Origin of the sequence: Qipengyuania vulgaris (assembly GCF_009827325.1) — a bacterium.
Taxonomy (GTDB): Bacteria; Pseudomonadota; Alphaproteobacteria; order Sphingomonadales; family Sphingomonadaceae; genus Qipengyuania; species Qipengyuania vulgaris.
In genome coordinates, this window is sequence record NZ_WTYC01000009.1 from 63,302 (window position 1) to 82,558 (window position 19,257).

Here is a 19,257-nt window from a genome sequence, read left to right on the forward strand (position 1 = left end):
GTCTCCGTCGGAATTTCGGAGAGGTCGTTAGCATCGTCGGCGCGCTAGTCCATCCCCGCAGCCACGGCGAATTCATGGGCGCGATCCACCAGCGGGCCCACCCGCTCGCTCATGGCCTTGGCGTGGGACGACGAAGCCGTCCCGTCGATGACACGCTTCTTGATGCCCTGCATGATGCCTGCGAGCCGGAATAGGTTGTAGGCAAAATACCAGTCCATCGGCGGTACCGGATAGCCGGTCCGTGCGACATAGCGGTCGACGGCCTCCTGCTGTGAAGGTATACCCAGTTCCTCGAGATCGAGACCGAGCAGTCCGGCCCGCCCATCGTGCGGATTATGCCAGTTGAGCATGAGATAGCTGAAATCGGCAATCGGATCGCCCAGCGTCGATAATTCCCAATCGAGTACGGCAAGAACCTTGTTCTCCTCCTTCTCGAAAATGAGGTTGTCGAGCCGGTAGTCGCCATGGACCACGCTGCTCTCGTGCTGCGGCGGGATGGTCTGGGGCAGCCATTCGATCAGCTGCTCCATCTTCTCCATGTGCTCGGTTTCGGAGAGCTTGTACTGTTTGGACCAGCGGGCGATCTGGCGCGCGCAATAGTCGGTCGGCTTGCCGTATTCGCCGAGCCCGATCTCGGTGGGTTTGCGCAGATGAAGTTCGGCCATGGTGTCGATCATGGCATTGTAGATTTCCCGGCGGTCTTCCTTGTCGATACCCGGAAGCGCCCCGTTCCAGAGCGACCGTCCATCGGCGAGGCCCATGACGAAAAATTTCGACCCGATGACTTCGGTGTCCTCGCACAGGCCATAGGTTCTCGGCACCGGGAAGCCTGTCGGCCCGAGCGCGTGCATGGCAGTGTATTCCCGGTCCACTGCATGCGCGCTGGGCAGCAGTTTGCCGAAGGGCTGGCGGCGAAGTACGTAAGAGCGGCCCGGAGTGTCGATCCGGTAGGTCGGGTTCGACTGGCCGCCCTTGAACTTCGTGTAGGAAATCGGACCTGCGAAGCCTTCGACATTGGCCGTGAACCAAGCCGTGAGCGCTTCGAGGTCCAGCCGGTCCTTTTCCGGCACTTCGACGGTGCCGACCATTTCCTTGTCGTAATCGATATCCGGACCCGTCGTCATCAGTCGAACACCACTACGCTGCGGGCCGATGTGCCCTGCTTCATCTTCTCGAAGCCTTCATTGATTTTTTCCAGCGGGATGCGCTCGGCGATGATAGTGTCGAGATCGAGCAGGCCGCGCATGTAGAAATCCACGAGGCGCGGCAGATCGACCGGGAAGTGGTTCATTCCCATGATCGCACCTTGCAGCTTCTTGCCCGAGAGCAAGTCCATCGCGCCAAGGCCGACCTTGCAGTCGAGCGGCATCATGCCGAGGATCGTCGCCGTACCGCCGCGGCGCAGGATCTTCACCGCGAGGTCCGCGCTCGCCTGCCGGCCGACAGCTTCGATGGCGTGATGCACACCGCCGCCGGAAATCTTCATCACCTGCTCGACTGCATCGTCGGCCATGGCATCGACCGTGTGCGTGGCGCCCAGAGTTTCGGCCAGTGCGCGCTTTTCCGGGATCGGATCGATGGCGATGACCTTGCCGGCGCCGGTAATCCTCGCAGCATTGATTGCGGCAAGGCCGACACCGCCGCAGCCGATCACTGCCACCGCTTCACCCGGAACCACCGAGCAGGCATTGAAGATCGCGCCTGCACCGGTCGTCACCGCGCAGCCGATGATCGCTGCGCGGTCGAGCGGCATGTCCTTGTCGATGGCGACGCACGCGTGTTCGTGAATCAGCATCTGCTCGCAGAAGGCCGAGAGATTGAGCATCTGTCCGACCGGTGACTTGTCAATCAAGCGCTTGATCCGGGGTGTTTCGGTTGCGGAACGCCTGGTGTCGGCGCCCATGCACAGCGCCATTCGGCCGGTCACGCAAAACTCGCAGTGGCCGCAGAAGGCGGAAAGGCAGGAGACCACGTGATCGCCCGGCTTCACCGTTTTCACTTCGCTGCCGACCGCTCGGACCACGCCTGCCGCCTCATGACCCGGAATCGCGGGCAGGGGATGCGGATAGGCGCCTTCGATGAAGTGCAGGTCCGAATGGCACAGACCGCACGCCTTGGTGTCGATCAGCACCTCGTGCGGGCCGGGATCGGCCAGTTCGACTTCGCCGATGGTCAGGCTGCCGACCTGTTCGAGAATAGCCGCCTTCGCCATCAGCGTGTTGCCCCCATGTCGCCCGAACTCTGCCTGTGATCGCCGCCGACCGGTCCCTTGCCGTCGCGCAGCGCGTTGGCGGAAGGTCCCGGCTTGGGCATGTGCTTGGCAAACTCCATCCGCGCAATCGAGCGGGCGTGAACTTCGTCCGGCCCGTCGGCGAGGCGCAGGGTGCGCTGGTGGGCATAGGCATTGGCCAGACCGTAATCGTCGGACACTCCGCCGCCGCCGTGCGCCTGGATCGCATCGTCGATGATCCGCAGCGCCATGTTGGGTGCCTGCACCTTGATCATGGCGATTTCCTGCTTGGCGCTCTTGTTGCCGACCTTATCCATCATGTCGGCGGCCTTGAGGCAGAGCAGGCGGGTCATGTCGATGTCGATCCGGGCGCGCGCGACGCGCTCTTCCCAAACCGAGTGCTTGTAGATCGGCTTGCCGAAAGCCTCGCGCTCCTGAAGGCGCTGGCACATCTTGTGGAGCGCTTCCTCGGCCACGCCGATGGTGCGCATGCAGTGATGGATGCGGCCCGGCCCGAGGCGGCCCTGCGCGATCTCGAAGCCGCGGCCTTCGCCCAGCAACATGCTGGTGACAGGGACGCGCACGTCCTTGAGCTCGACTTCCATATGCCCGTGGGGCGCATCGTCATATCCGAACACGGGCAGGTGGCGCAGTACATTCACGCCGGGTGCGTCCATCGGCATCAGGATCATCGACTGCGCGGCATGGCGGCCCGCGGAGAAATCCGTCTTGCCCATGACGATGGCAACCTTGCAGCGCGGATCGCCCACGCCCGAAGACCACCACTTGCGCCCGTTGATGACGTAATCGTCGCCGTCACGGTCGATGCGGGTTTCGATATTGGTGGCATCGGAAGAGGCGGTGAAAGGCTCCGTCATGAGGAAGGCAGAGCGGATTTCGCCGTTCATCAGGGGGGTCAGCCAGCGGTCCTTCTGCTCGCGTGTGCCGTAGCGGTGGAACACTTCCATATTGCCGGTATCGGGTGCGGAGCAGTTGAACACTTCGGAAGCAAAACCGATGCGGCCCATTTCCTCGGCGCACAGCGCATATTCGAGATTGGTGAGGCCCGGACCCTCGAATTCATAGGTCTCGTCGACATGGTGATGACCGTCGTTGCGCGGCGGCATGAACAGGTTCCAGATGCCTTCGGCCTTGGCCTTGGCCTTGAGATCCTCGACGACCTGGATGACCTTCCAGCGTTCCCCCTCTGCGTCCTGCGCCTTGTAGGTCGGCACGGCGGGGCGAACGTGATCCTCGATGAAGTTCTTCACCCGGTCGCGCCAGTAAACTTGCCTCTCGGTGGGTTCGAAATCCATCGCTTAATTCCTCTCTTCAAAATCGGTTGCTTCTGGAAACTGGCAGATCATTCCGGCCTCGCCAAGTCTCGTAAAGCGGCAGTCACGGTGTAATGGTGTGGGCATCAGGATCTGCCCTTACGGCATCGCCGATCGGATCGACTTCCCTTTCATCTTCGCGCAATCTGCGCGCGGCGACGCGTGCTTCATGCTGTTCGCGCGTGATCGGGAATCGGCCCAGCCAGTAGGCCGCGGCCAGCATTAGTCCGGTCGAAGCGATCATATAAAGCCAGACGAGCTGGCGCACGGTTTCGGGCGCGACATCGGCCTGAGCCGTGCCGGGCGCAAGATCGATGGATTGAACGATAAGGCTGGTCACCAGGATGCCGCCACCTGTGGCACATTTTTGTACCAGCCAGTTGCCCGCATAGAACGTCCCTTCCGCCCGCTTGCCGGCGCGTTCTTCGAACGCTTCAACAATTTCCGCCACCATCGAGGTCGCCGAGATGATCGAGATCACGCTCGCGGTATTGGCGAAGATTAAGAACACGAAAAGCGCGGAGGTCGAGATCGTCGTCCCCGTTTCCGGCCACCATCCCGCTAGCAGCAGGGCATGGGGGGTGAAGTAGAGCCCAAGGCCGACCAGCGCACCGATCGCCGCGGATTTCGGCTTGCCCCACATGCGGTGAAGCGGCCCGACCGCAAGGAACATGAGCACCACCGACAGGAACAGCACCGCAGGGTAGAACATGAAGGCCGTTTCGGAGAACTGCCAGACGTAGAGATTGACGTATTGCGTGATCGAGAACGTCATGCCCTGCGCCACATAGATGGCTAGGCCGCCCGCTGCGAAAATCAGGAAAGCCTTCTCGCGGAACGCGTCGAAAATCTCGGCGAATGCGCCCTTGAAGGAGAACGGCGGCGGTTTCACCGCGGGGAGGCGGGCCACGGTGCCGTGCTGGCCCGCGGCCGAACCGATCACGGCCAGCGCCATAAGCGCCGCACCGAAGATTCCGTATTCCGCATAGCCGTCCGGCCGCAGCTGCGCCTCGGGCGTGGGGAGGAAGACGCTGAAGGCCATGACCATCATCAGCAGGCCGCCGAGCCAGCCGGACAGGAAGCGATAGCGAAACAGCGTGGTGCGATCGTCGTAATCGTCGGTGATCTCGGGCACGAGACTGACCGATGGTACTTCGCAGGCCGAAAGCAGGAGTCGGACGCCCACCGCCAGTGCCAGAATGTCCCAGAAACCCGGGGTGCCGGTGAAGGGAGGGGACCACAGCAGCGTCCACAAGAGCGCAAGCGGGATGGGCGCGATGTAGAGCCAGGGCAGGCGGCGGCCCCAGCGCGTATAGGTGCGGTCGGAAAGGTGTCCGATCAGCGGATCGACCAGCGCATCGACGATCAGCGCCGTCGCCAGCGCCGCACCGACAGTCCCTGCATCGACTCCCAATACGAGGTTGTAGAAAGGTAGCAGGAAGAAGCTGAAGCCGGAGTCCTTGATCCCGAATGCAACCGCGCCCGATCCGTGGACCAGTTTCAGCCGCTGGGGCAGGGGCCCGGTGATGAACGCCATCAGGCCTTTCCCTGCGCCTGCTGCTGCATCGCATCGAGCGTGTCGAATATGCCCGGCGTTTCCGGATCCCAGCTGTGCCGCGGTCCGACGGTCAGCCCGCCGTCGACCAGCATGGAAGTCCCGGTCATGAAGCTGGCCGCATCGCTGGCCAGAAATGCGACCGCTTCCGCGATGTCGCGCGACTGGCCTCCGCGGGCGACCGGCTGGGCGTTGGACGACATCTGCGCAATTGCCGCCTTGGCCATGCGGGCCATGTCTTCGGGGATGTCGAGCGAAGCGGTGAAGATGTTGGTGTTGATGAAACCCGGCTGCACTGCGTTGACCCGTATGCCATGCTGGGCAAGATCGGTCGCGGCGCATTTGGTAAGATGCAGCACGCCCGCCTTGGCCACGGCATAGGCTGTCGGCGAGTAGCCGGGGCCGACCGCAGCCACGCTCGATACGTTGACGATATTCGCGCCCTTGCGGTGCTTCATGTGCGGAACCGCATAGCGGATGCCCATCGCGACGGAGCGCAGCAGCAGGTCCATCGTGCGGTCCCACTCGTCGGGCTCGATCTCATCGATCCCGGGGCGAGCGCCGCCAGCGCCGGCATTGTTGAAAACGACGTCGATGCCGCCGGTTTCCTCGGCCGCCCCGTCCATCAGTGCGCGGATATCGTCGGTCGAGCTGACGTCGCAGTGCCGATAGCGGATGTCGCCCTCGGTTTCCCGTTCAAGCGTCTTTCCGCCTGCATCGTCGATATCGGAGGCGAATACGGTCGCGCCGTCGCTGGCGAACAGGCGCGCGGTCTCGGCTCCGATCCCGGATGCCGCACCGGTGATCACAACGGTCTTGCCGGTGAATCGCATCGTTTCTCTCCCAGAAATCCTTGGCTTTAAGCTTAGGCGAGCCGCACCTTACGTCAACGCAAACCGCCTGACGCTACGGCATGGCGCTTCGTCATCATCGCCCTTGCGGGGAGGCCGCGAATCACCCTAACGTAAACGTCAACCAGGAGATCTGAGAGAGAGAGGAGTCGGTCATGTCCGATCTGGAAAGCTTCCGCGCCGAAACGCGCGAATGGCTCGAAGCCAATTGCCCCCCTGAAATGCGCGAACCCGTCCGCGACGAAGGCGACGTCTATTGGGGCGGCCGCAATGCCAAGTTCAAAAACGACGCCCAGAAGGCATGGTTTGAAGCCTGCCGGGAAAAGGGCTATACCGTTCCCGAATGGCCCAAGGAATATGGCGGCGCCGGATTGAGCGCGGCAGAGGGCAAGGCACTGCGTCAGGAAATGGCCCGCATCGGTGCCCGTCCGCCGCTGTCCAGCTTCGGCATCTGGATGCTCGGCCCGGCGCTCCTTCACTTCGGTACGGAAGGCCAGAAGACGAAATTCCTCAATGAGATCGCCAATGGCGAAATCCGCTGGTGCCAGGGCTATTCCGAACCGGGTAGCGGCTCCGACCTCGTCTCGATGCAGACCTTCGGCGAAGACAAGGGCGATCACTGGATCGTCAACGGCCAGAAGATCTGGACCTCCTATGCCGACGAAGCAGACTGGATCTTCTGTCTTGTCCGCACCGACAAGCAGAACAAGTACCAGGGCATCACCTTCATGCTGTTCGACATGGCGGGGACAGGCGTCTCGACCAAGCCGATCAAGCTGATCAGCGGCAACAGCCCGTTCTGCGAAACCTTCATGGACGATGTGAAGGTGCCCAAGAGCTATGGCGACGACATCCCCGCCTATGTCGGCGAGATCAACCGCGGCTGGGACGTGGCGAAGTATTTGCTGGGCCACGAGCGCGAGATGATCTCGGGCGCGGGCGGCGGCGATCGCACCGCAGCCATCGGCGCGGCGATGAAGCGCAATGCTGGCGAACTCGATCCGGTGCTGCGCGCAGAACTGGCGCAGTTCGATGTCGATGCGCTGTCCTATGCGGCGATGGGAGAGAAATTCCTGGATGAACTCAAGGTCGGCAAGGGCCATCCCGCGCAGCCGAACATGATGAAATATGTCGGGACCGAGCTGAATAAGCGACGGCACGAACTGATGATGGCAGCGGGCGGCAGCCGCGCTCTCGAATGGGAGAGCGAGGAAACCTCCGGCGGCAAGCCGTCACGCAACTGGCTGCGGACCAAGGCCAATTCGATCGAGGGCGGTACGAGCGAAGTCATGCTCAACGTCATCTCGAAACGTATCCTCGACCTGCCGGGAGCCTGATCGATGCCCCTTTATTATGACGAAGACCAGGCGATGCTCGCCGAAAGTGCGCAGCAGTTCATGGCGGAAGAAGGCGCGATCGCGAAGCAACTGCGCCACTGGCGCGACCGCGAGTGCAAGGATGGTTTCGGCCACGATCTGTGGAAGCAGTTTGCTGAAATGGGTTTCACCGGCATGCTGGTGGGCGAAGACGACGGCGGGCTCGGCATGGGCAACGTCGAGGCGGGGATCGTGCTCGAGCAGATCGGGCGTAACCTCACCCCTTCGCCGTTCCTGTCCTCCTCCGTGCTCGCCGCGACTGCCCTAAAGCACGGCAGCGACGATGTGCGCGGGCGCTGGCTGCCCGGCCTGATCGAAGGCGAGAAGGTCTATTCGGTCGCTATCGACGAAGGCGCGAAGCACCGCCCCGAAACCATCGCCTGCAAGGCGGAGAAGTCGGGCAACGGCTTCCGCCTGTCGGGCAAGAAGGACTATGTCGTCTACGGTGCTTCGAGCGAAATGATCGTGGTCGCCGCGCGCACTTCGGGCAGCGACAGCGATGCAGACGGCATCACCCTGTTCGCCGTGCCGCAGGACGCCAATGGCATGAGCCATGACAGCGTGCGGCTGGTCGACAGCTCGATGGCGAGCCACATCACCTTCGACGGCGTCGAGCTCGACGGTGATGCCGTCATCGGCGAAGTCGACGGCGGGCGCGAAGTGCTCAATGCCATGCTGATGGCGGGCCGCGTGGGTGCGGCTGCCGAAGGCGTGGGCGTTGCCCAGGGCGCGATGGAGATGACAGTGGACTACCTCAAGCAGCGCAAGCAGTTCGGCAAGCTGATCGGCGAATTCCAGGCGCTACAGCACCGAGCCGCGCATCTCTATTCGGAAGTCGAGATCGCCCGAGCGGTAACCATCAAGGCGGCCCAGCTGCTCGATGGCGGCAGCGAAAAGGCGGACCTGATGGCAAGCGTCGCCAAGGCCAAGGTCGCCAAGGCGGCAGGCCTTGCGGTCAAGGAAGGTGTCCAGATGCACGGCGGCATCGGCATGACCGACGAATACGATATCGGCCTCTACATGAAACGCGACCGCGCGCTGCAGGAATTCCTCGGCGATCAGTATTACCACGCGGGCCGTGTCGCCGAAATGAGCGGCTACTGAGCGGGAGAGACGATATGAACCTCGAAGACATGTTCAGCCTGAAAGGGCGCATCGCACTCGTCACCGGCGGCAGCCGCGGTATCGGACGCATGATCGTTGAAGGCTTCCTCGCCGCGGGCGCAGAGCGGGTCTACATAACCGCTCGCAAGGGCGGCGAACTACACGAGACTGCCGAGGAACTGGGCGACAGGGTCGTGCCGATCCAGGGCGATATCTCGACGCTGGAAGGTATCGACGAACTGGTGGCCGAGATTTCCTCGAAGGAATCCCACCTCGACATCCTCGTCAACAATGCCGGCGCGGCCTGGGGTGCGGACTATCTCGATTTCCCGGAAGAGGGCTGGGACAAGGTCATGGACCTCAACGTCAAGACGCCCTTCTTCCTGACGCAGAAGCTGCACAAGCTCCTCACCGCCAATGCCAGCCATGACAAGCCCGGAAAGGTGATCAATATCGCGAGCATCGACGGCCTGCGCATCAATCCCTGGGAGACCTATTCCTACCAGGCGAGCAAGGCAGCGCTGATCCACCTGACGCGGCGCATGGCGGCGCGGCTCGTGCAGGACCATGTCTATGTCACCGGCATCGCCCCTGGCGCCTTCCCGAGCAACATGAACAAGGTCGCGCGCGACCATGCCGAGGCCAGCGCCCAGGGCATCCCGAACAAGCGTGTGGGCGACAAGTTCGATATGGGCGGAAGCTGCGTCTATCTCGCCAGCCGAGCAGGGGATTATACCGTGGGCGAAACGATCGCGGTGGACGGTGGCATCGTGAATGCCCACCTGCCGACGCATTTTGCCGATCCGGCGGGCGGGCGATAATCATCCCTCGTCGATTGCCTCGCGGCAAGCTGATCGAACGCCTGCTGCCGTGCTGCGCTAAACAATTGCAAACGCTTAGCCCGAAATAGTGAAAGCCCCGTTCAATGCGGGGTTTTCACTATGCGTGTGTCGGACAATGAGAAATATTGCGCGAGTGCTAGTGGTTCTGACTCGAGGAGGAAACTCCCGTCCGCAGCACGGCAGTACTCTCGAAGCCGCCTAGCGTTTTGGCAGGTTGCGCCCAACCTTGCGCAGTTTTTGCGAGGCAATGTCGAGCACCTGCAGCTTGTCGAGGTAACTCGCGATGATGACCGGGTCCTCGCTCATCCGGTCGGCCAGCGCATCGAGCATATCGGCAATGCCTTCCAGTTCGTCTCGCGTTGCCGGGCTGGAGGGCAAGGCTAGTGTCTCTGCCCGTGCATTCGCGGTGGGAGGGCCGCCCTCGAAACGTGGCTTGATCGTTTCGAAAGCGATGTCGACCATCAGTTGCGAGCGCGCCTTGTTCGGCAACCAGTCGATGGCGTCTACGGGGCGCTCGAAACGGATCCCTGCCTGCTTGCCTTCGCGGCGAACGATGGTCCCCGTGGCGCTCAGTTCTCCCTTGCGCAGCTTCACCCGTTCGCCAACCGGCGGCAGTGTGTCGGCTTCGATCAGCGCGCCGGAATCGGAAATGTTGCGCAGGCGCACGTTGCCGGTCATCGCAGCCGAAGACAGGTTTGCAGTAACGAACATCGCCTTGCGCTGATGGGCGCGTTGGTAGGCTTGCGAAATATCCCGGAGGGCGAGTGAGTTTTCCATGGCGAAGACGACGCGTGTATCCCAGATTCTGGTGAACAGTCTTCCATCGTCAGCCTACGTGAAAGTGCTTAGATCCGGTCGGAGTGACGTGCCGGGAAGTCCGGAATCAGGCCCTCGTCGGTGCTAGCAATTTTGGGATCGAACGGTTGTAGTTGCCGGGCGCAAACATTCTGATAACAGCCGCCGATGGCAAACATAGGTTATCGCCGCGATATCGACGGCCTTCGCGCTCTTGCTGTCGTTCCGGTGGTCCTGAATCATGCGGGGATTCCCGGATTTCCCGGCGGCTTTATCGGGGTCGACATCTTCTTTGTTATTTCGGGTTATCTCATAACCGGCATTCTCGCGCGGGAAATCGAGCGTGACACTTTCTCGATAGTCCATTTCTACGAGCGCAGAGCGAGGAGAATTCTTCCGGCGCTCGGTGCGGTAATCGCAGCCTGCTTCCTGGCGGGCTGGTTTTTCCTGCTTCCCGACGAGATGACTACGCTCGGGAAGAATGCGATCGCGGCTATCGCCTTTGTGTCGAACGTCGCTTTCTGGTGGACCGCGAACGACTATTTTGCCGAAAGCGTCGCTCTGCAGCCGCTGCTGCACACATGGTCGCTATCCGTCGAAGAGCAATTCTATCTCTTTTTCCCGATCCTGCTGTGGTTCCTTGCAAAGTTTTCACGCAGCGTCCTGCTCGTCTCGATCGCCGTCCTTTGTGCCCTGTCCTTCGCCGCTTCCATCTGGGCGACAGAACATGCGCCCACCGCGAATTTCTACCTAATCTTCTTTCGTATCTGGGAGCTGGGTTTCGGGAGCCTGTTGGCGCTGGGATCTGCGAACCTCCCGCATGGCCGCGCTGCCCGCGAAATCGGATCGGCGCTCGGCATCGCCCTTATAGTTGGCAGCATCGTGACGCTCGACGAGTTTTCAGACTTTCCCGGCCTGAGCGCGCTTCCTGCCTGCCTCGGGTCTACCTTGCTTATCTGGGCGGGAAGTACGGAAAAGGCGGGCCAGCCGTTCTTTAACCGACTTCTCGCACTCAAGCCGTTGGTGGGTATCGGGCTGATCTCCTATTCGCTGTATCTCTGGCATTGGCCGGTGCTGGTTGCGGCGCGCATTTTCGAACAATCTGTCACGATACCCCTCGACGTCGCCCTTCTGTGCATTAGCCTTTCAGTCTTGCTAGCGTGGTTGTCCTGGCGTTTCGTCGAGCAGCCATTCCGCGGCGGACCGGATCGCCCGCAACTCTCTCGCAAGCAGATTTTCGGATGGTCGGCGGCAAGCATGGGGGCGCTGAGTGCGGTTGGGGCTGCGATGATCGTGACGGGCGGAATCCCCGCTCGACTGGGAAACGAAGCGGGCGCCCGATATGCTGCCAACGTGGCGCGCGCTCCGATCGAGGTCGATTGCATCAACCGTTCGCCGGACGAGGACCCGTGCATATTGGGCGGCGGGTCGCCGGACTACGTACTCTGGGGCGATTCTCATGCGGGCTCGCTGATACCTGCGCTTCAGTCCTACGTGACTTCGCGGGGACAGTCGGCGGTCGTATTTACCAAGGCGGCTTGCGCGCCGCTCCTGGGGGTTCTCCGCTTAGACCAAGAGGGTAATGTTAACTGCGATGTCCACAATCGTGGTGTACTTGAACGGATAAAGACGGATTATTCCGATGCGACGGTGATCATGCTGGGGCGATGGGCGCTGCTAGCCGAGGGCGAGCGGTACATCGGCGAAGAGGGCGTGCATCCCGTGATAGCGCGCGCCGATGGTTTGGAAGTCGCCCTCGAAGCCTATCCGAAAGTTGTGAAAGCAGGGCTGAGCGGCGCAGTCGATGCATTGGCTGGGAATGGAAACAGCGTCATCGTGGTCAAGGGCATACCGGAACTCGGGTTCGGTGCCCCTGGTGTTCTTGCCCGGCACGAGTGGCTCGGTTGGGATCTTCCAGTGCTCACCAGCGAAGCGATGCAGGAAAGGCAAGGGCGGGCCCGGGCACTGATTGACAATGTCGCAAGCGAAAGCGGCGTGTCCGTTATCGATCCCGCTGATTACCTTTGCGGCCGCGTCTGCGCCTACGCGCGCGGAAAAGAGGCCCTCTACAGAGATGATGACCACCTGAGCCGGAGCGGTGCCGATTGGCTCCTGCCCCAGCTCCTGCGGGACGCCGAAGCAGGAGATTCGAAGTTCCCAGGAGAGGTTCTGGATACCCTCTAGAACGGGCTTTTTTTCTTGGTCGGAGTTCTCTGCGTACGAAAAAGGCAGCCGAATGACCGCTCAGCTCATCAATTCTCGCACGAACGGAATAAGCCCTGTCTGGCGCTGGCGCTTCATGCGTTCGGCGTCGAGGATTTCTCGGACCTTGGCGAAGCAATCGTTCACGTCCTCGTTGATCACCACATAGTCGTAGGCGTCCCAGTGGCTGATCTCGGCGCGGGCGCGTTCCATGCGGGCCTGGACCACGTCTTCGCTGTCCGTAGCCCGGCTGCGCAGGCGCCGTTCCAGTTCGACGATGCTGGGGGGAAGAATGAACACGCGGACCACGTCCTGCTGGTCCTTCTGGTAGAGCTGCTGCGTGCCCTGCCAGTCGATATCGAACAGGAAGTCCTGGCCTTCCTTCAGCGCGTTGCGGATGTGGCCCTTGGGGGTGCCGTAGCGATGGCCGAAGACATGCGCCCACTCGTAGAAATCGTCTTCTTCCACCATGCGGTCGAATTCGGCATCATCGACAAAGAAGTAATGGACGCCGTCGATCTCGCCCGGGCGCGGCGGACGGGTGGTGACGCTGACGGACAGCTTGATCGAGGGGTCGGCCGCCAACAGCATGCGGCTGATCGTGGTCTTTCCGGCGCCGCTGGGCGAAGAAAGGATGAACATCAATCCGCGCCGAGCGAGCGCGTTGTCGTGACTGTCTGCGGAATCGGCCATGCGCGCCTTTGGGGCAAGCGGCGCGCTCAAATCAAGCCTACTCGTCCGAATGTGCCTGTTCGATCAGGTCGCGGTCGCCTTCGCGGCGCGATTTTCTGCGCTTCTGGCTGCGATCGAAGATCGTCTTGGCGAGAGCCCCGCCGCCCACCAGCAATGCGCCGGGCAGGCTGCGCGTGGCAACCTTGGCCAGCGCGAAGCTGATCGCCTGTTGGCCGAGCGACTTGTTTTTCACGATATCGCGCGCTGTATCGCGCCCGTAACGCCCGCGCAACATGCCCCGTTCGACCGCATCGCGCACGACGTAAGAACCTGCACGGATCAGGAGATCCGAAATCAGGAGGTTGGTCATGGGATTGCTGGATGGGCCGGGTACGTTTTCGTCACGGCCGCCGGTCGCTTCGCGGGCGTCCTCCACGAGATCCGCACCAATTTTCTTGACGTGTCTCACCATTTGCTTTGTGCACCTTCCGGCGCAGACTTGCCCCCGCGCCTTTACTTCTTCCGGCCGAAATCGACCGAGACGACGTTGGAGCCGTCTTCCGCACCTTCAACGGGCGGACGCTCGCGCTGTTCCTCGTCGTTTCCGGCTGCGTCGGTCGGGGCAGGGGCCATGTCGGCCACGGTGGCCTGGAACTGCAGGCCGAAGTCGACCGCCGGATCGACGAATTGCGTGATCGCCGAATAGGGGATGCCGAGTTGCGACGGGATCTGGTTGAACGACAGCCCGACCGAAAACCCGTCCTCGCGAACGTTGAGGTCCCAGAACTTGTTCTGCAGCACGATGGTCATTTCATCGGGAAACCGTTCGCGCAGGCTGGCGGGGATCGAAACCCCCGGGGCGTGGGTCTTGAAGGTGATGTAGAAATGGTGCGCACCGGGTAGTTCGCTGCCGCCCTCCACGATTTCTCCGAGCACGCGGCCGACCACTGCGCGCAGGGCCTCCTGGACGATGGTATCATAGGGGATCATGCTGTCTGGCGTTTCGTCGCTCATGGGTGCCTAGGTGGAACTGCCGGAAGCGCGGGTCAAGCGGTTTAAGCCCGTCTTTACCCTGCCAATAGCGGCTATTTCTTGCGCCATCCGCACCGGCGCCTATAGGCAGGCGCCATGCGAACAGGCCGTATCGAAAGAAACACCGCGGAAACCAATATCCTGGTCGAACTCGACCTGGACGGGACCGGCAAGTACGACATTTCGACAGGGATCGGCTTTCTCGACCACATGGTCGAACAGTTCTCCAAGCATTCGCTGATCGACGTGACGATGAAGGTCGACGGCGATCTCCATGTCGACCAGCATCATACGACCGAAGACAGTGCGCTGGCGCTGGGGCAGGCGCTTGCTGCAGCGCTGGGGGACAAGGGCGGGATCGCGCGCTACGGCAGCGCCTATTCGCCTATGGACGAGACGCTGGCGCGGGTTGCGCTCGATATTTCCGGGCGGCCTTACATCGTCTGGCGGGCAGGTTTCAGCCAGGAAAAGCTGGGCGAATGGGATACCGAACTGATCGAACACTGGTTCCATTCGGTTGCGCAGACCTGCGGGCTGACGCTGCACATCGAACTGCTTTACGGCACCAACAACCATCACATCTGCGAAAGCATCTACAAGGGCTTTGCCCGCGCAATGCGTACCGCGGTAGAAATCGATCCGCGCAAGGGCGGGGCAATCCCCAGCACCAAGGGGCAGCTCGGTGGGTGAAGTGATCGCGCTGGTGGATTACGGCGCGGGCAATCTGCACTCGGTCGAGAATGCGCTGCGCCGGATCGGTGCCGAGGTCACTGTTACGGCAGATCCCGACGTGCTGCGCGCCGCCGACCGGATCGTGCTGCCCGGTGTCGGCAGCTTCGGAGCCTGTGCTGCAGGGCTGCGGGCAGAGAAAGGCGTGATCGAGGCGATGCGCGAGCGTGTGTTCGTCGGCGGAGCGCCGTTTCTCGGCATTTGCGTAGGCATGCAACTGCTTGCCACGCGCGGGCTGGAATATGGCGAAACGGCGGGGCTCGACTGGATCGAGGGGGAGGTCCGGCTGATCGAGCCGACCGATACCAGCGTGAAAGTGCCGCACATGGGCTGGAATGACGTCGCGCCGACGCCGCATGCGAAGAGCCATGAGGTGATTGAGGTTGGCGAGGCCTATTTCCTCCATTCCTACCATTTCCACGCCGATAGTGGCCGTGACGTGCTGGCTATGACAGACCACGGCGGCGGGCTGGTCGCTGCAGTCGGGCGCGACAATATTCTCGGGGTGCAGTTCCATCCCGAAAAAAGCCAGAGCTACGGGCTCGGCATCCTGCAACGCTTCCTGGAGTGGAAACCGTGATTGTCTTTCCTGCCATCGACCTGAAGGGAGGCCAGGTCGTGCGCCTTGCCGAGGGCGATATGGAGCGTGCGACCGTTTATGGCGATAACCCTGCCGCGCAGGCCGCGCTGTTCGCCGAGGCTGGCGCGCAGCATCTGCACGTGGTTGATCTCGACGGCTCTTTCGCCGGCTCGGCGCAGAACCGCGAGGCGGTGGAGAGCATCGTCGAGGCATTTCCCGGCCATGTCCAGCTTGGCGGCGGTATCCGCAAGCGCGAGGATGTGGAGGGATGGTTCGAGGCGGGCGTGTCGCGCATCGTGATGGGTTCGGCGGCCCTCAAGGACCCCGAGTTCGTGAAGGACATGGCGCGCGAGTTCGAGGGCGGCATCGTCGTCGCCGTGGATGCGAAGGGTGGCATGGTCGCGACCGAGGGCTGGGCCGAGCTGTCCGACGTACCCGTGGTCGACCTTGCCCGCCGGTTCGAGGATGCCGGAGTAGCAGCGCTATTGTTCACCGATATTGGGCGCGATGGGCTGCTCAAGGGCGTGAATATTGACGCGACCGTCGAATTGGCGCGGCAGGTCGACATACCGGTGATCGCCAGCGGCGGAGTGAAGGGGCTGGACGATATCCATATGCTCTCGCTCTATGCAAAGGAAGGTATCGAGGGCGTGATTACCGGACGTGCACTTTATGACGGGCGACTGGATCTGGCGGCGGCGCTGGCAATGGCTGCGAAATCATGAGGCTCTTAAAGTGACCGTCCGCATCCGTGTCATCCCCTGTCTCGACGTGCGCGACGGGCGCGTGGTGAAGGGCGTCAATTTCGTCGATCTCAAGGATGCGGGCGATCCGGTGGAGCAGGCGCAGGCCTATGACCGCGCCGGAGCAGATGAACTTTGCTTCCTCGACATTTCCGCCAGCCACGAAGGTCGCGGAACGCTGCTCGACATGGTGCGGCGGACCGCGGCGGTGTGCTTCATGCCGCTCACCGTTGGTGGCGGGGTGCGCAGCGTCGAGGATGCGCGTGCGCTGCTGCTTGCAGGGGCGGACAAGGTGGCGGTTAACTCCGCCGCCGTCACAAGGCCCGAACTCGTGCGCGAGATTGCGGAGAAATTCGGCAGCCAGTGCATCGTTGCCAGCGTCGATGCACGCGCCAATACGCAGGGCGAGGGCTTTCGCGGCTGGGAAATCTACACCCATGGTGGCCGTAAGCCGACCGGTATCGACGCGGTCGAACATGCGCAAAGGCTGGCTGATCTCGGAGCAGGCGAACTGCTCGTAACCTCGATGGACGGGGACGGGACGAAGCAGGGATACGACCTCGAACTCACCCGCGCTATTGCCGACAGTGTTTCCGTACCCGTCATCGCCAGTGGCGGAGTGGGCACGCTCGATCACCTGGTCGAAGGGGTGACGCAGGGCCATGCCAGCGCCGTGCTCGCCGCCTCGATCTTCCATTTCGGCCAGCATTCGATCGGCGAGGCGCACCGCGCCCTGCGTGCGGCGGGCTTGCCTGCACGCGGCTGATACCGCACATGGCCAGCATGGACACGCTTACCCGCCTAGAGGCGACTATTGCCCAGCGCCGCAAGGCCGATCCCGACACGAGCTATGTTGCGCAACTCACCCAGCGCGGCTTGCCCGTCATGGCGCGCAAACTGGGCGAGGAGGCGGTCGAAACCTGCATCGCAGCACTAGCGGGCAGCCGCGAGGAACTGGTCGGCGAGGCGGCCGATGTATTGTTCCATCTGATGGTTCTGCTGGCCGAGAAGGACGTGCCCCTGGCCGACGTCATGACCGAATTGGACCGGCGCGAGGGCGTGTCAGGTATCGACGAGAAGAATTCGAGGAGCGAATAATGCCGATCGACCCGACCCAGCCTTATGACGACGACAACATCTTCGCGAAAATTCTGCGCGGCGAAATCCCTTCGTCCAAGGTTTACGAAGACGAATGGGCCTTTGCTTTCGAAGACATCAATCCGCAGGCCGAAGTGCATACGCTGGTAGTTCCCAAGGGGCAGTATGTCAGCTGGGACGATTTCAGCGCTGAGGCCAGTGCGGAGGAGATCGCCGGCTTCGTGCGCGCGGTCGGCAAGATCGCGCGCGAGAAGGGGCTGGTCGAGCCCGGATACCGCATGATGGCCAATGTCGGCGCGCATGGCGGGCAGGAAGTGCCGCATCTGCACGTTCATATCTTCGGTGGTCAGCCGCTCGGTCCGATGATCGCCAGATAATTTCGCCGCGTCGAAATCTCGTTTCATCGCCGTTCATGTGGCGAAGGCAATTGCCGCCTTTGCAGTGACTCCCCGCTGCGCTAGAGCCCCTTTCGCATGTCCTTGCCCAATCCCCCAGACGGAGTACTCGACGGCGACCGACATCTCTATGCCGTGCGCGCTTATTACGAAGACACCGATCTTTCGGGCATCGTCTACCACGCCAACTATCTGCGCTGGTTCGAACGCGCGCGCTCCGACCTGCTGCGCCGCCTCGAAATCGATCAGCGCGCCGCGATCGAAGCGGGCCTGGGCGCCTATGCACTGTCCGAGGTCAGCCTCAGATATCTGCGGCCAGCCAAGCTCGATGACGACATCCTAATCGAGACCCGCTGTACCGAACTCAAGGCAGCATCCTGTCGGATGCGCCAGAATGCGTTTCGCGGAGAAGAATTGCTGGCCGAGGCACATTTGCGCGTCGGCTTCGTTTCACCCGGCGGACGGCCTATTCGCCAGCCAGAAGAATGGCGCGCGGCCTTCGCGCGCTTCGTCCATTCGACAGAGGATAGATGACCACACTTTCCCTTCTTGCCATCAGTGCACCCACCCGGCTCGATCCGGTGCAACTGTTCCTCGATGCCGATATCGTCGTCCAGGCGGTCATGGCCGGACTGATCCTTGCCAGCATATGGGTCTGGGCGATCATCGTTTCGTTCAGCCTTCGCATGGGCAAGTTGAAACGCGCGCAGCTGACCTATGAAAGCGAATTCTGGCAGGCGGATCATTTCGATCGCTTCATGTCCGAACGCGGCAAGAGCGATATTCCCTCCGCCCGGGTGGCGCAGGCGGCGGTCAGCGAATGGCGGCGCTCGACCAAGAACGAGGTACGCGACCGCGAGGCGCTGCGAGGCCGGATCGCCGCAGCCATGGACAGCCAGGTCGCGCAGGAAGCCGACGATATTGCCGAACGGCTGAACTTTCTTGCCACCGTGGGCGCGGTCGCGCCTTTCGTGGGCCTGTTCGGCACCGTCTGGGGCATCATGAACAGCTTCTTCCAGATCGGCGCGCAGGAAAGCTCGTCGCTCGCCGTGGTGGCGCCGGGGATTTCCGAGGCGCTGTTTGCCACTGCGATTGGCCTGTTCGCCGCAATCCCCGCCGTGATTGCCTATAACCGGTTCAGCCATGCGGTCGAACGCTTCGAGACGCGGCTTCATCGCTTCGCCGACAAGCTGCATGCCACCTTCAGCCGCCAGCTGGAGCAGCGCTGATATGGCGATGGCGCTTGCCTCCGGAAAAGGGACGCGCCGGCGCAGGGGGCGCGGCGGACGGCGGCCCATGGCCGAGATCAACGTCACGCCCTTTGTCGACGTCATGCTGGTGCTGCTGATCATATTCATGGTCACCGCGCCGCTGCTGACAGCAGGCGTACCGATCCAGCTCCCCGACAGCCGTGCCAACGCGCTGCCGCAAGAACAGCAGCAGGTATCGATCAGCATCGACACCGAAGGCTATGTCTATATCGACGACAACCAGGTTCCGGTGGGCGAACTGCCGCAGGCGCTCGAGGCTATTCCGCGCACGGGCGAAGGCCCCGATATTACACTTCGCGCGGACCGCGCACTCGATTACGGACGCGTGATGGCGGTGATGGGCGAACTCAACCGCGCCGGCCTCAACCGGATTTCGCTTGTGACGAATGGTGGCCAGTCGGCTCCGCCAGTCAACACCGGTTCAGAGTCCGGGGAATAGCCACGGCCT

22 protein-coding genes are annotated in these 19,257 nt (G+C 62.2%); 13 read left to right on the forward strand and 9 right to left on the reverse strand.

The features are described 5' to 3' along the window. Positions 1 to 44: 44 nt before the first annotated feature. The 5 genes from GRI69_RS13890 to GRI69_RS13910 all read right to left on the reverse strand — a co-directional run bounded on the left by GRI69_RS13890 (position 45) and on the right by GRI69_RS13910 (position 5,952). Positions 45 to 1,124, reverse strand: coding sequence for a phosphotransferase family protein (locus GRI69_RS13890; RefSeq protein ID WP_160728874.1), 1,080 nt, complete (start codon positions 1,122 to 1,124; stop codon positions 45 to 47). Then, positions 1,124 to 2,212, reverse strand: a complete 1,089-nt coding sequence (locus tag GRI69_RS13895) for a Zn-dependent alcohol dehydrogenase (RefSeq protein WP_160728875.1) — start codon at positions 2,210 to 2,212, stop codon at positions 1,124 to 1,126. The genes GRI69_RS13890 and GRI69_RS13895 overlap by 1 nt, the downstream gene beginning before the upstream one ends. Beyond that, positions 2,212 to 3,546, reverse strand: coding sequence for an acyl-CoA dehydrogenase family protein (locus GRI69_RS13900; RefSeq protein WP_160728876.1), 1,335 nt, complete (start codon positions 3,544 to 3,546; stop codon positions 2,212 to 2,214). The genes GRI69_RS13895 and GRI69_RS13900 overlap by 1 nt, the downstream gene beginning before the upstream one ends. Positions 3,547 to 3,628: 82 nt before the next feature. Continuing rightward, positions 3,629 to 5,101: an MFS transporter gene (locus GRI69_RS13905; protein ID WP_160728877.1), complete on the reverse strand. Its 1,473-nt coding sequence runs from the start codon at positions 5,099 to 5,101 to the stop codon at positions 3,629 to 3,631. Then, a complete protein-coding gene (locus tag GRI69_RS13910; RefSeq protein WP_160728878.1) occupies positions 5,101 to 5,952 on the reverse strand; it encodes an SDR family NAD(P)-dependent oxidoreductase in 852 nt (283 codons plus the stop codon). Before GRI69_RS13910 ends, GRI69_RS13905 begins: the two co-directional genes overlap by 1 nt. 173 nt (positions 5,953 to 6,125) lie before the next feature. Here GRI69_RS13910 and GRI69_RS13915 point away from each other — a divergent pair, with 173 nt between their 5' ends. Genes GRI69_RS13915 through GRI69_RS13925 form a run of 3 tightly spaced genes read left to right on the forward strand, consistent with a single transcriptional unit; the run spans position 6,126 to position 9,271 of the window. Continuing rightward, entirely contained in the window at positions 6,126 to 7,307 is a 1,182-nt protein-coding gene (locus tag GRI69_RS13915) for an acyl-CoA dehydrogenase family protein (protein ID WP_160728879.1), read from the forward strand. Between the two features lie 3 nt (positions 7,308 to 7,310). Further along, positions 7,311 to 8,450 (forward strand): acyl-CoA dehydrogenase family protein, encoded by a 1,140-nt coding sequence (locus GRI69_RS13920; protein ID WP_160728880.1) that lies wholly within the window; start codon positions 7,311 to 7,313, stop codon positions 8,448 to 8,450. Between the two features lie 14 nt (positions 8,451 to 8,464). Further along, complete coding sequence (locus tag GRI69_RS13925; protein ID WP_160728881.1) at positions 8,465 to 9,271, forward strand: SDR family oxidoreductase; 807 nt, start codon at positions 8,465 to 8,467, stop codon at positions 9,269 to 9,271. A gap of 219 nt (positions 9,272 to 9,490) precedes the next feature. Here GRI69_RS13925 and GRI69_RS13930 read toward each other — a convergent pair whose 3' ends face one another. Beyond that, the gene (locus tag GRI69_RS13930) at positions 9,491 to 10,069 is read right to left on the reverse strand and encodes a PilZ domain-containing protein (RefSeq protein ID WP_160728882.1); all 579 of its coding nucleotides are present in this window, start codon (positions 10,067 to 10,069) and stop codon (positions 9,491 to 9,493) included. Positions 10,070 to 10,255: 186 nt separating this feature from the next. Between GRI69_RS13930 and GRI69_RS13935 the strand changes: the two genes are divergently transcribed. After that, on the forward strand, positions 10,256 to 12,271 hold the full coding sequence (locus tag GRI69_RS13935; RefSeq protein WP_160728883.1) for an acyltransferase family protein: 2,016 nt from the start codon (positions 10,256 to 10,258) through the stop codon (positions 12,269 to 12,271). Positions 12,272 to 12,331: 60 nt separating this feature from the next. Here the strand turns inward: GRI69_RS13935 and gmk are convergent, their stop codons facing one another. Genes gmk through GRI69_RS13950 form a run of 3 tightly spaced genes read right to left on the reverse strand, consistent with a single transcriptional unit; the run spans position 12,332 to position 13,975 of the window. Beyond that, complete coding sequence (gene gmk, locus GRI69_RS13940) at positions 12,332 to 12,982, reverse strand: guanylate kinase (RefSeq protein ID WP_160728884.1); 651 nt, start codon at positions 12,980 to 12,982, stop codon at positions 12,332 to 12,334. Between the two features lie 37 nt (positions 12,983 to 13,019). Then, positions 13,020 to 13,433, reverse strand: coding sequence for a hypothetical protein (locus GRI69_RS13945; RefSeq protein ID WP_160728885.1), 414 nt, complete (start codon positions 13,431 to 13,433; stop codon positions 13,020 to 13,022). A gap of 41 nt (positions 13,434 to 13,474) precedes the next feature. Continuing rightward, positions 13,475 to 13,975, reverse strand: a complete 501-nt coding sequence (locus GRI69_RS13950) for an SspB family protein (RefSeq protein ID WP_160728886.1) — start codon at positions 13,973 to 13,975, stop codon at positions 13,475 to 13,477. 114 nt (positions 13,976 to 14,089) lie between these two features. On the opposite strand from GRI69_RS13950, the gene hisB reads away from it, so the two are divergent. The 9 genes from hisB (at position 14,090) to GRI69_RS13995 (ending at position 19,248) form a co-directional block, all read left to right on the forward strand. Then, a complete protein-coding gene (gene hisB / locus GRI69_RS13955; RefSeq protein WP_160728887.1) occupies positions 14,090 to 14,683 on the forward strand; it encodes an imidazoleglycerol-phosphate dehydratase HisB in 594 nt (197 codons plus the stop codon). Then, positions 14,676 to 15,302, forward strand: a complete 627-nt coding sequence (hisH, locus tag GRI69_RS13960; protein WP_160728888.1) for an imidazole glycerol phosphate synthase subunit HisH — start codon at positions 14,676 to 14,678, stop codon at positions 15,300 to 15,302. The genes hisB and hisH overlap by 8 nt, the downstream gene beginning before the upstream one ends. Continuing rightward, positions 15,299 to 16,027, forward strand: coding sequence for a 1-(5-phosphoribosyl)-5-[(5-phosphoribosylamino)methylideneamino]imidazole-4-carboxamide isomerase (gene hisA / locus GRI69_RS13965; protein ID WP_160728889.1), 729 nt, complete (start codon positions 15,299 to 15,301; stop codon positions 16,025 to 16,027). The genes hisH and hisA overlap by 4 nt, the downstream gene beginning before the upstream one ends. Before the next feature lie 10 nt (positions 16,028 to 16,037). Continuing rightward, complete coding sequence (gene hisF, locus GRI69_RS13970) at positions 16,038 to 16,811, forward strand: imidazole glycerol phosphate synthase subunit HisF (protein ID WP_160728890.1); 774 nt, start codon at positions 16,038 to 16,040, stop codon at positions 16,809 to 16,811. Positions 16,812 to 16,828: 17 nt separating this feature from the next. Beyond that, a complete protein-coding gene (locus GRI69_RS13975; RefSeq protein ID WP_160728891.1) occupies positions 16,829 to 17,143 on the forward strand; it encodes a phosphoribosyl-ATP diphosphatase in 315 nt (104 codons plus the stop codon). Further along, on the forward strand, positions 17,143 to 17,520 hold the full coding sequence (locus GRI69_RS13980) for a histidine triad nucleotide-binding protein (RefSeq protein WP_160728892.1): 378 nt from the start codon (positions 17,143 to 17,145) through the stop codon (positions 17,518 to 17,520). The genes GRI69_RS13975 and GRI69_RS13980 overlap by 1 nt, the downstream gene beginning before the upstream one ends. Before the next feature lie 96 nt (positions 17,521 to 17,616). Next, positions 17,617 to 18,072 carry a YbgC/FadM family acyl-CoA thioesterase gene (locus tag GRI69_RS13985; protein ID WP_160728893.1) on the forward strand — a complete coding sequence of 152 codons (456 nt, stop codon included), beginning with the start codon at positions 17,617 to 17,619 and terminating at the stop codon, positions 18,070 to 18,072. Continuing rightward, the gene (gene tolQ / locus GRI69_RS13990; RefSeq protein WP_160728894.1) at positions 18,069 to 18,767 is read left to right on the forward strand and encodes a protein TolQ; all 699 of its coding nucleotides are present in this window, start codon (positions 18,069 to 18,071) and stop codon (positions 18,765 to 18,767) included. The genes GRI69_RS13985 and tolQ overlap by 4 nt, the downstream gene beginning before the upstream one ends. Before the next feature lies 1 nt (position 18,768). Beyond that, on the forward strand, positions 18,769 to 19,248 hold the full coding sequence (locus tag GRI69_RS13995; protein ID WP_160728915.1) for an ExbD/TolR family protein: 480 nt from the start codon (positions 18,769 to 18,771) through the stop codon (positions 19,246 to 19,248). Positions 19,249 to 19,257 lie beyond the last annotated feature (9 nt).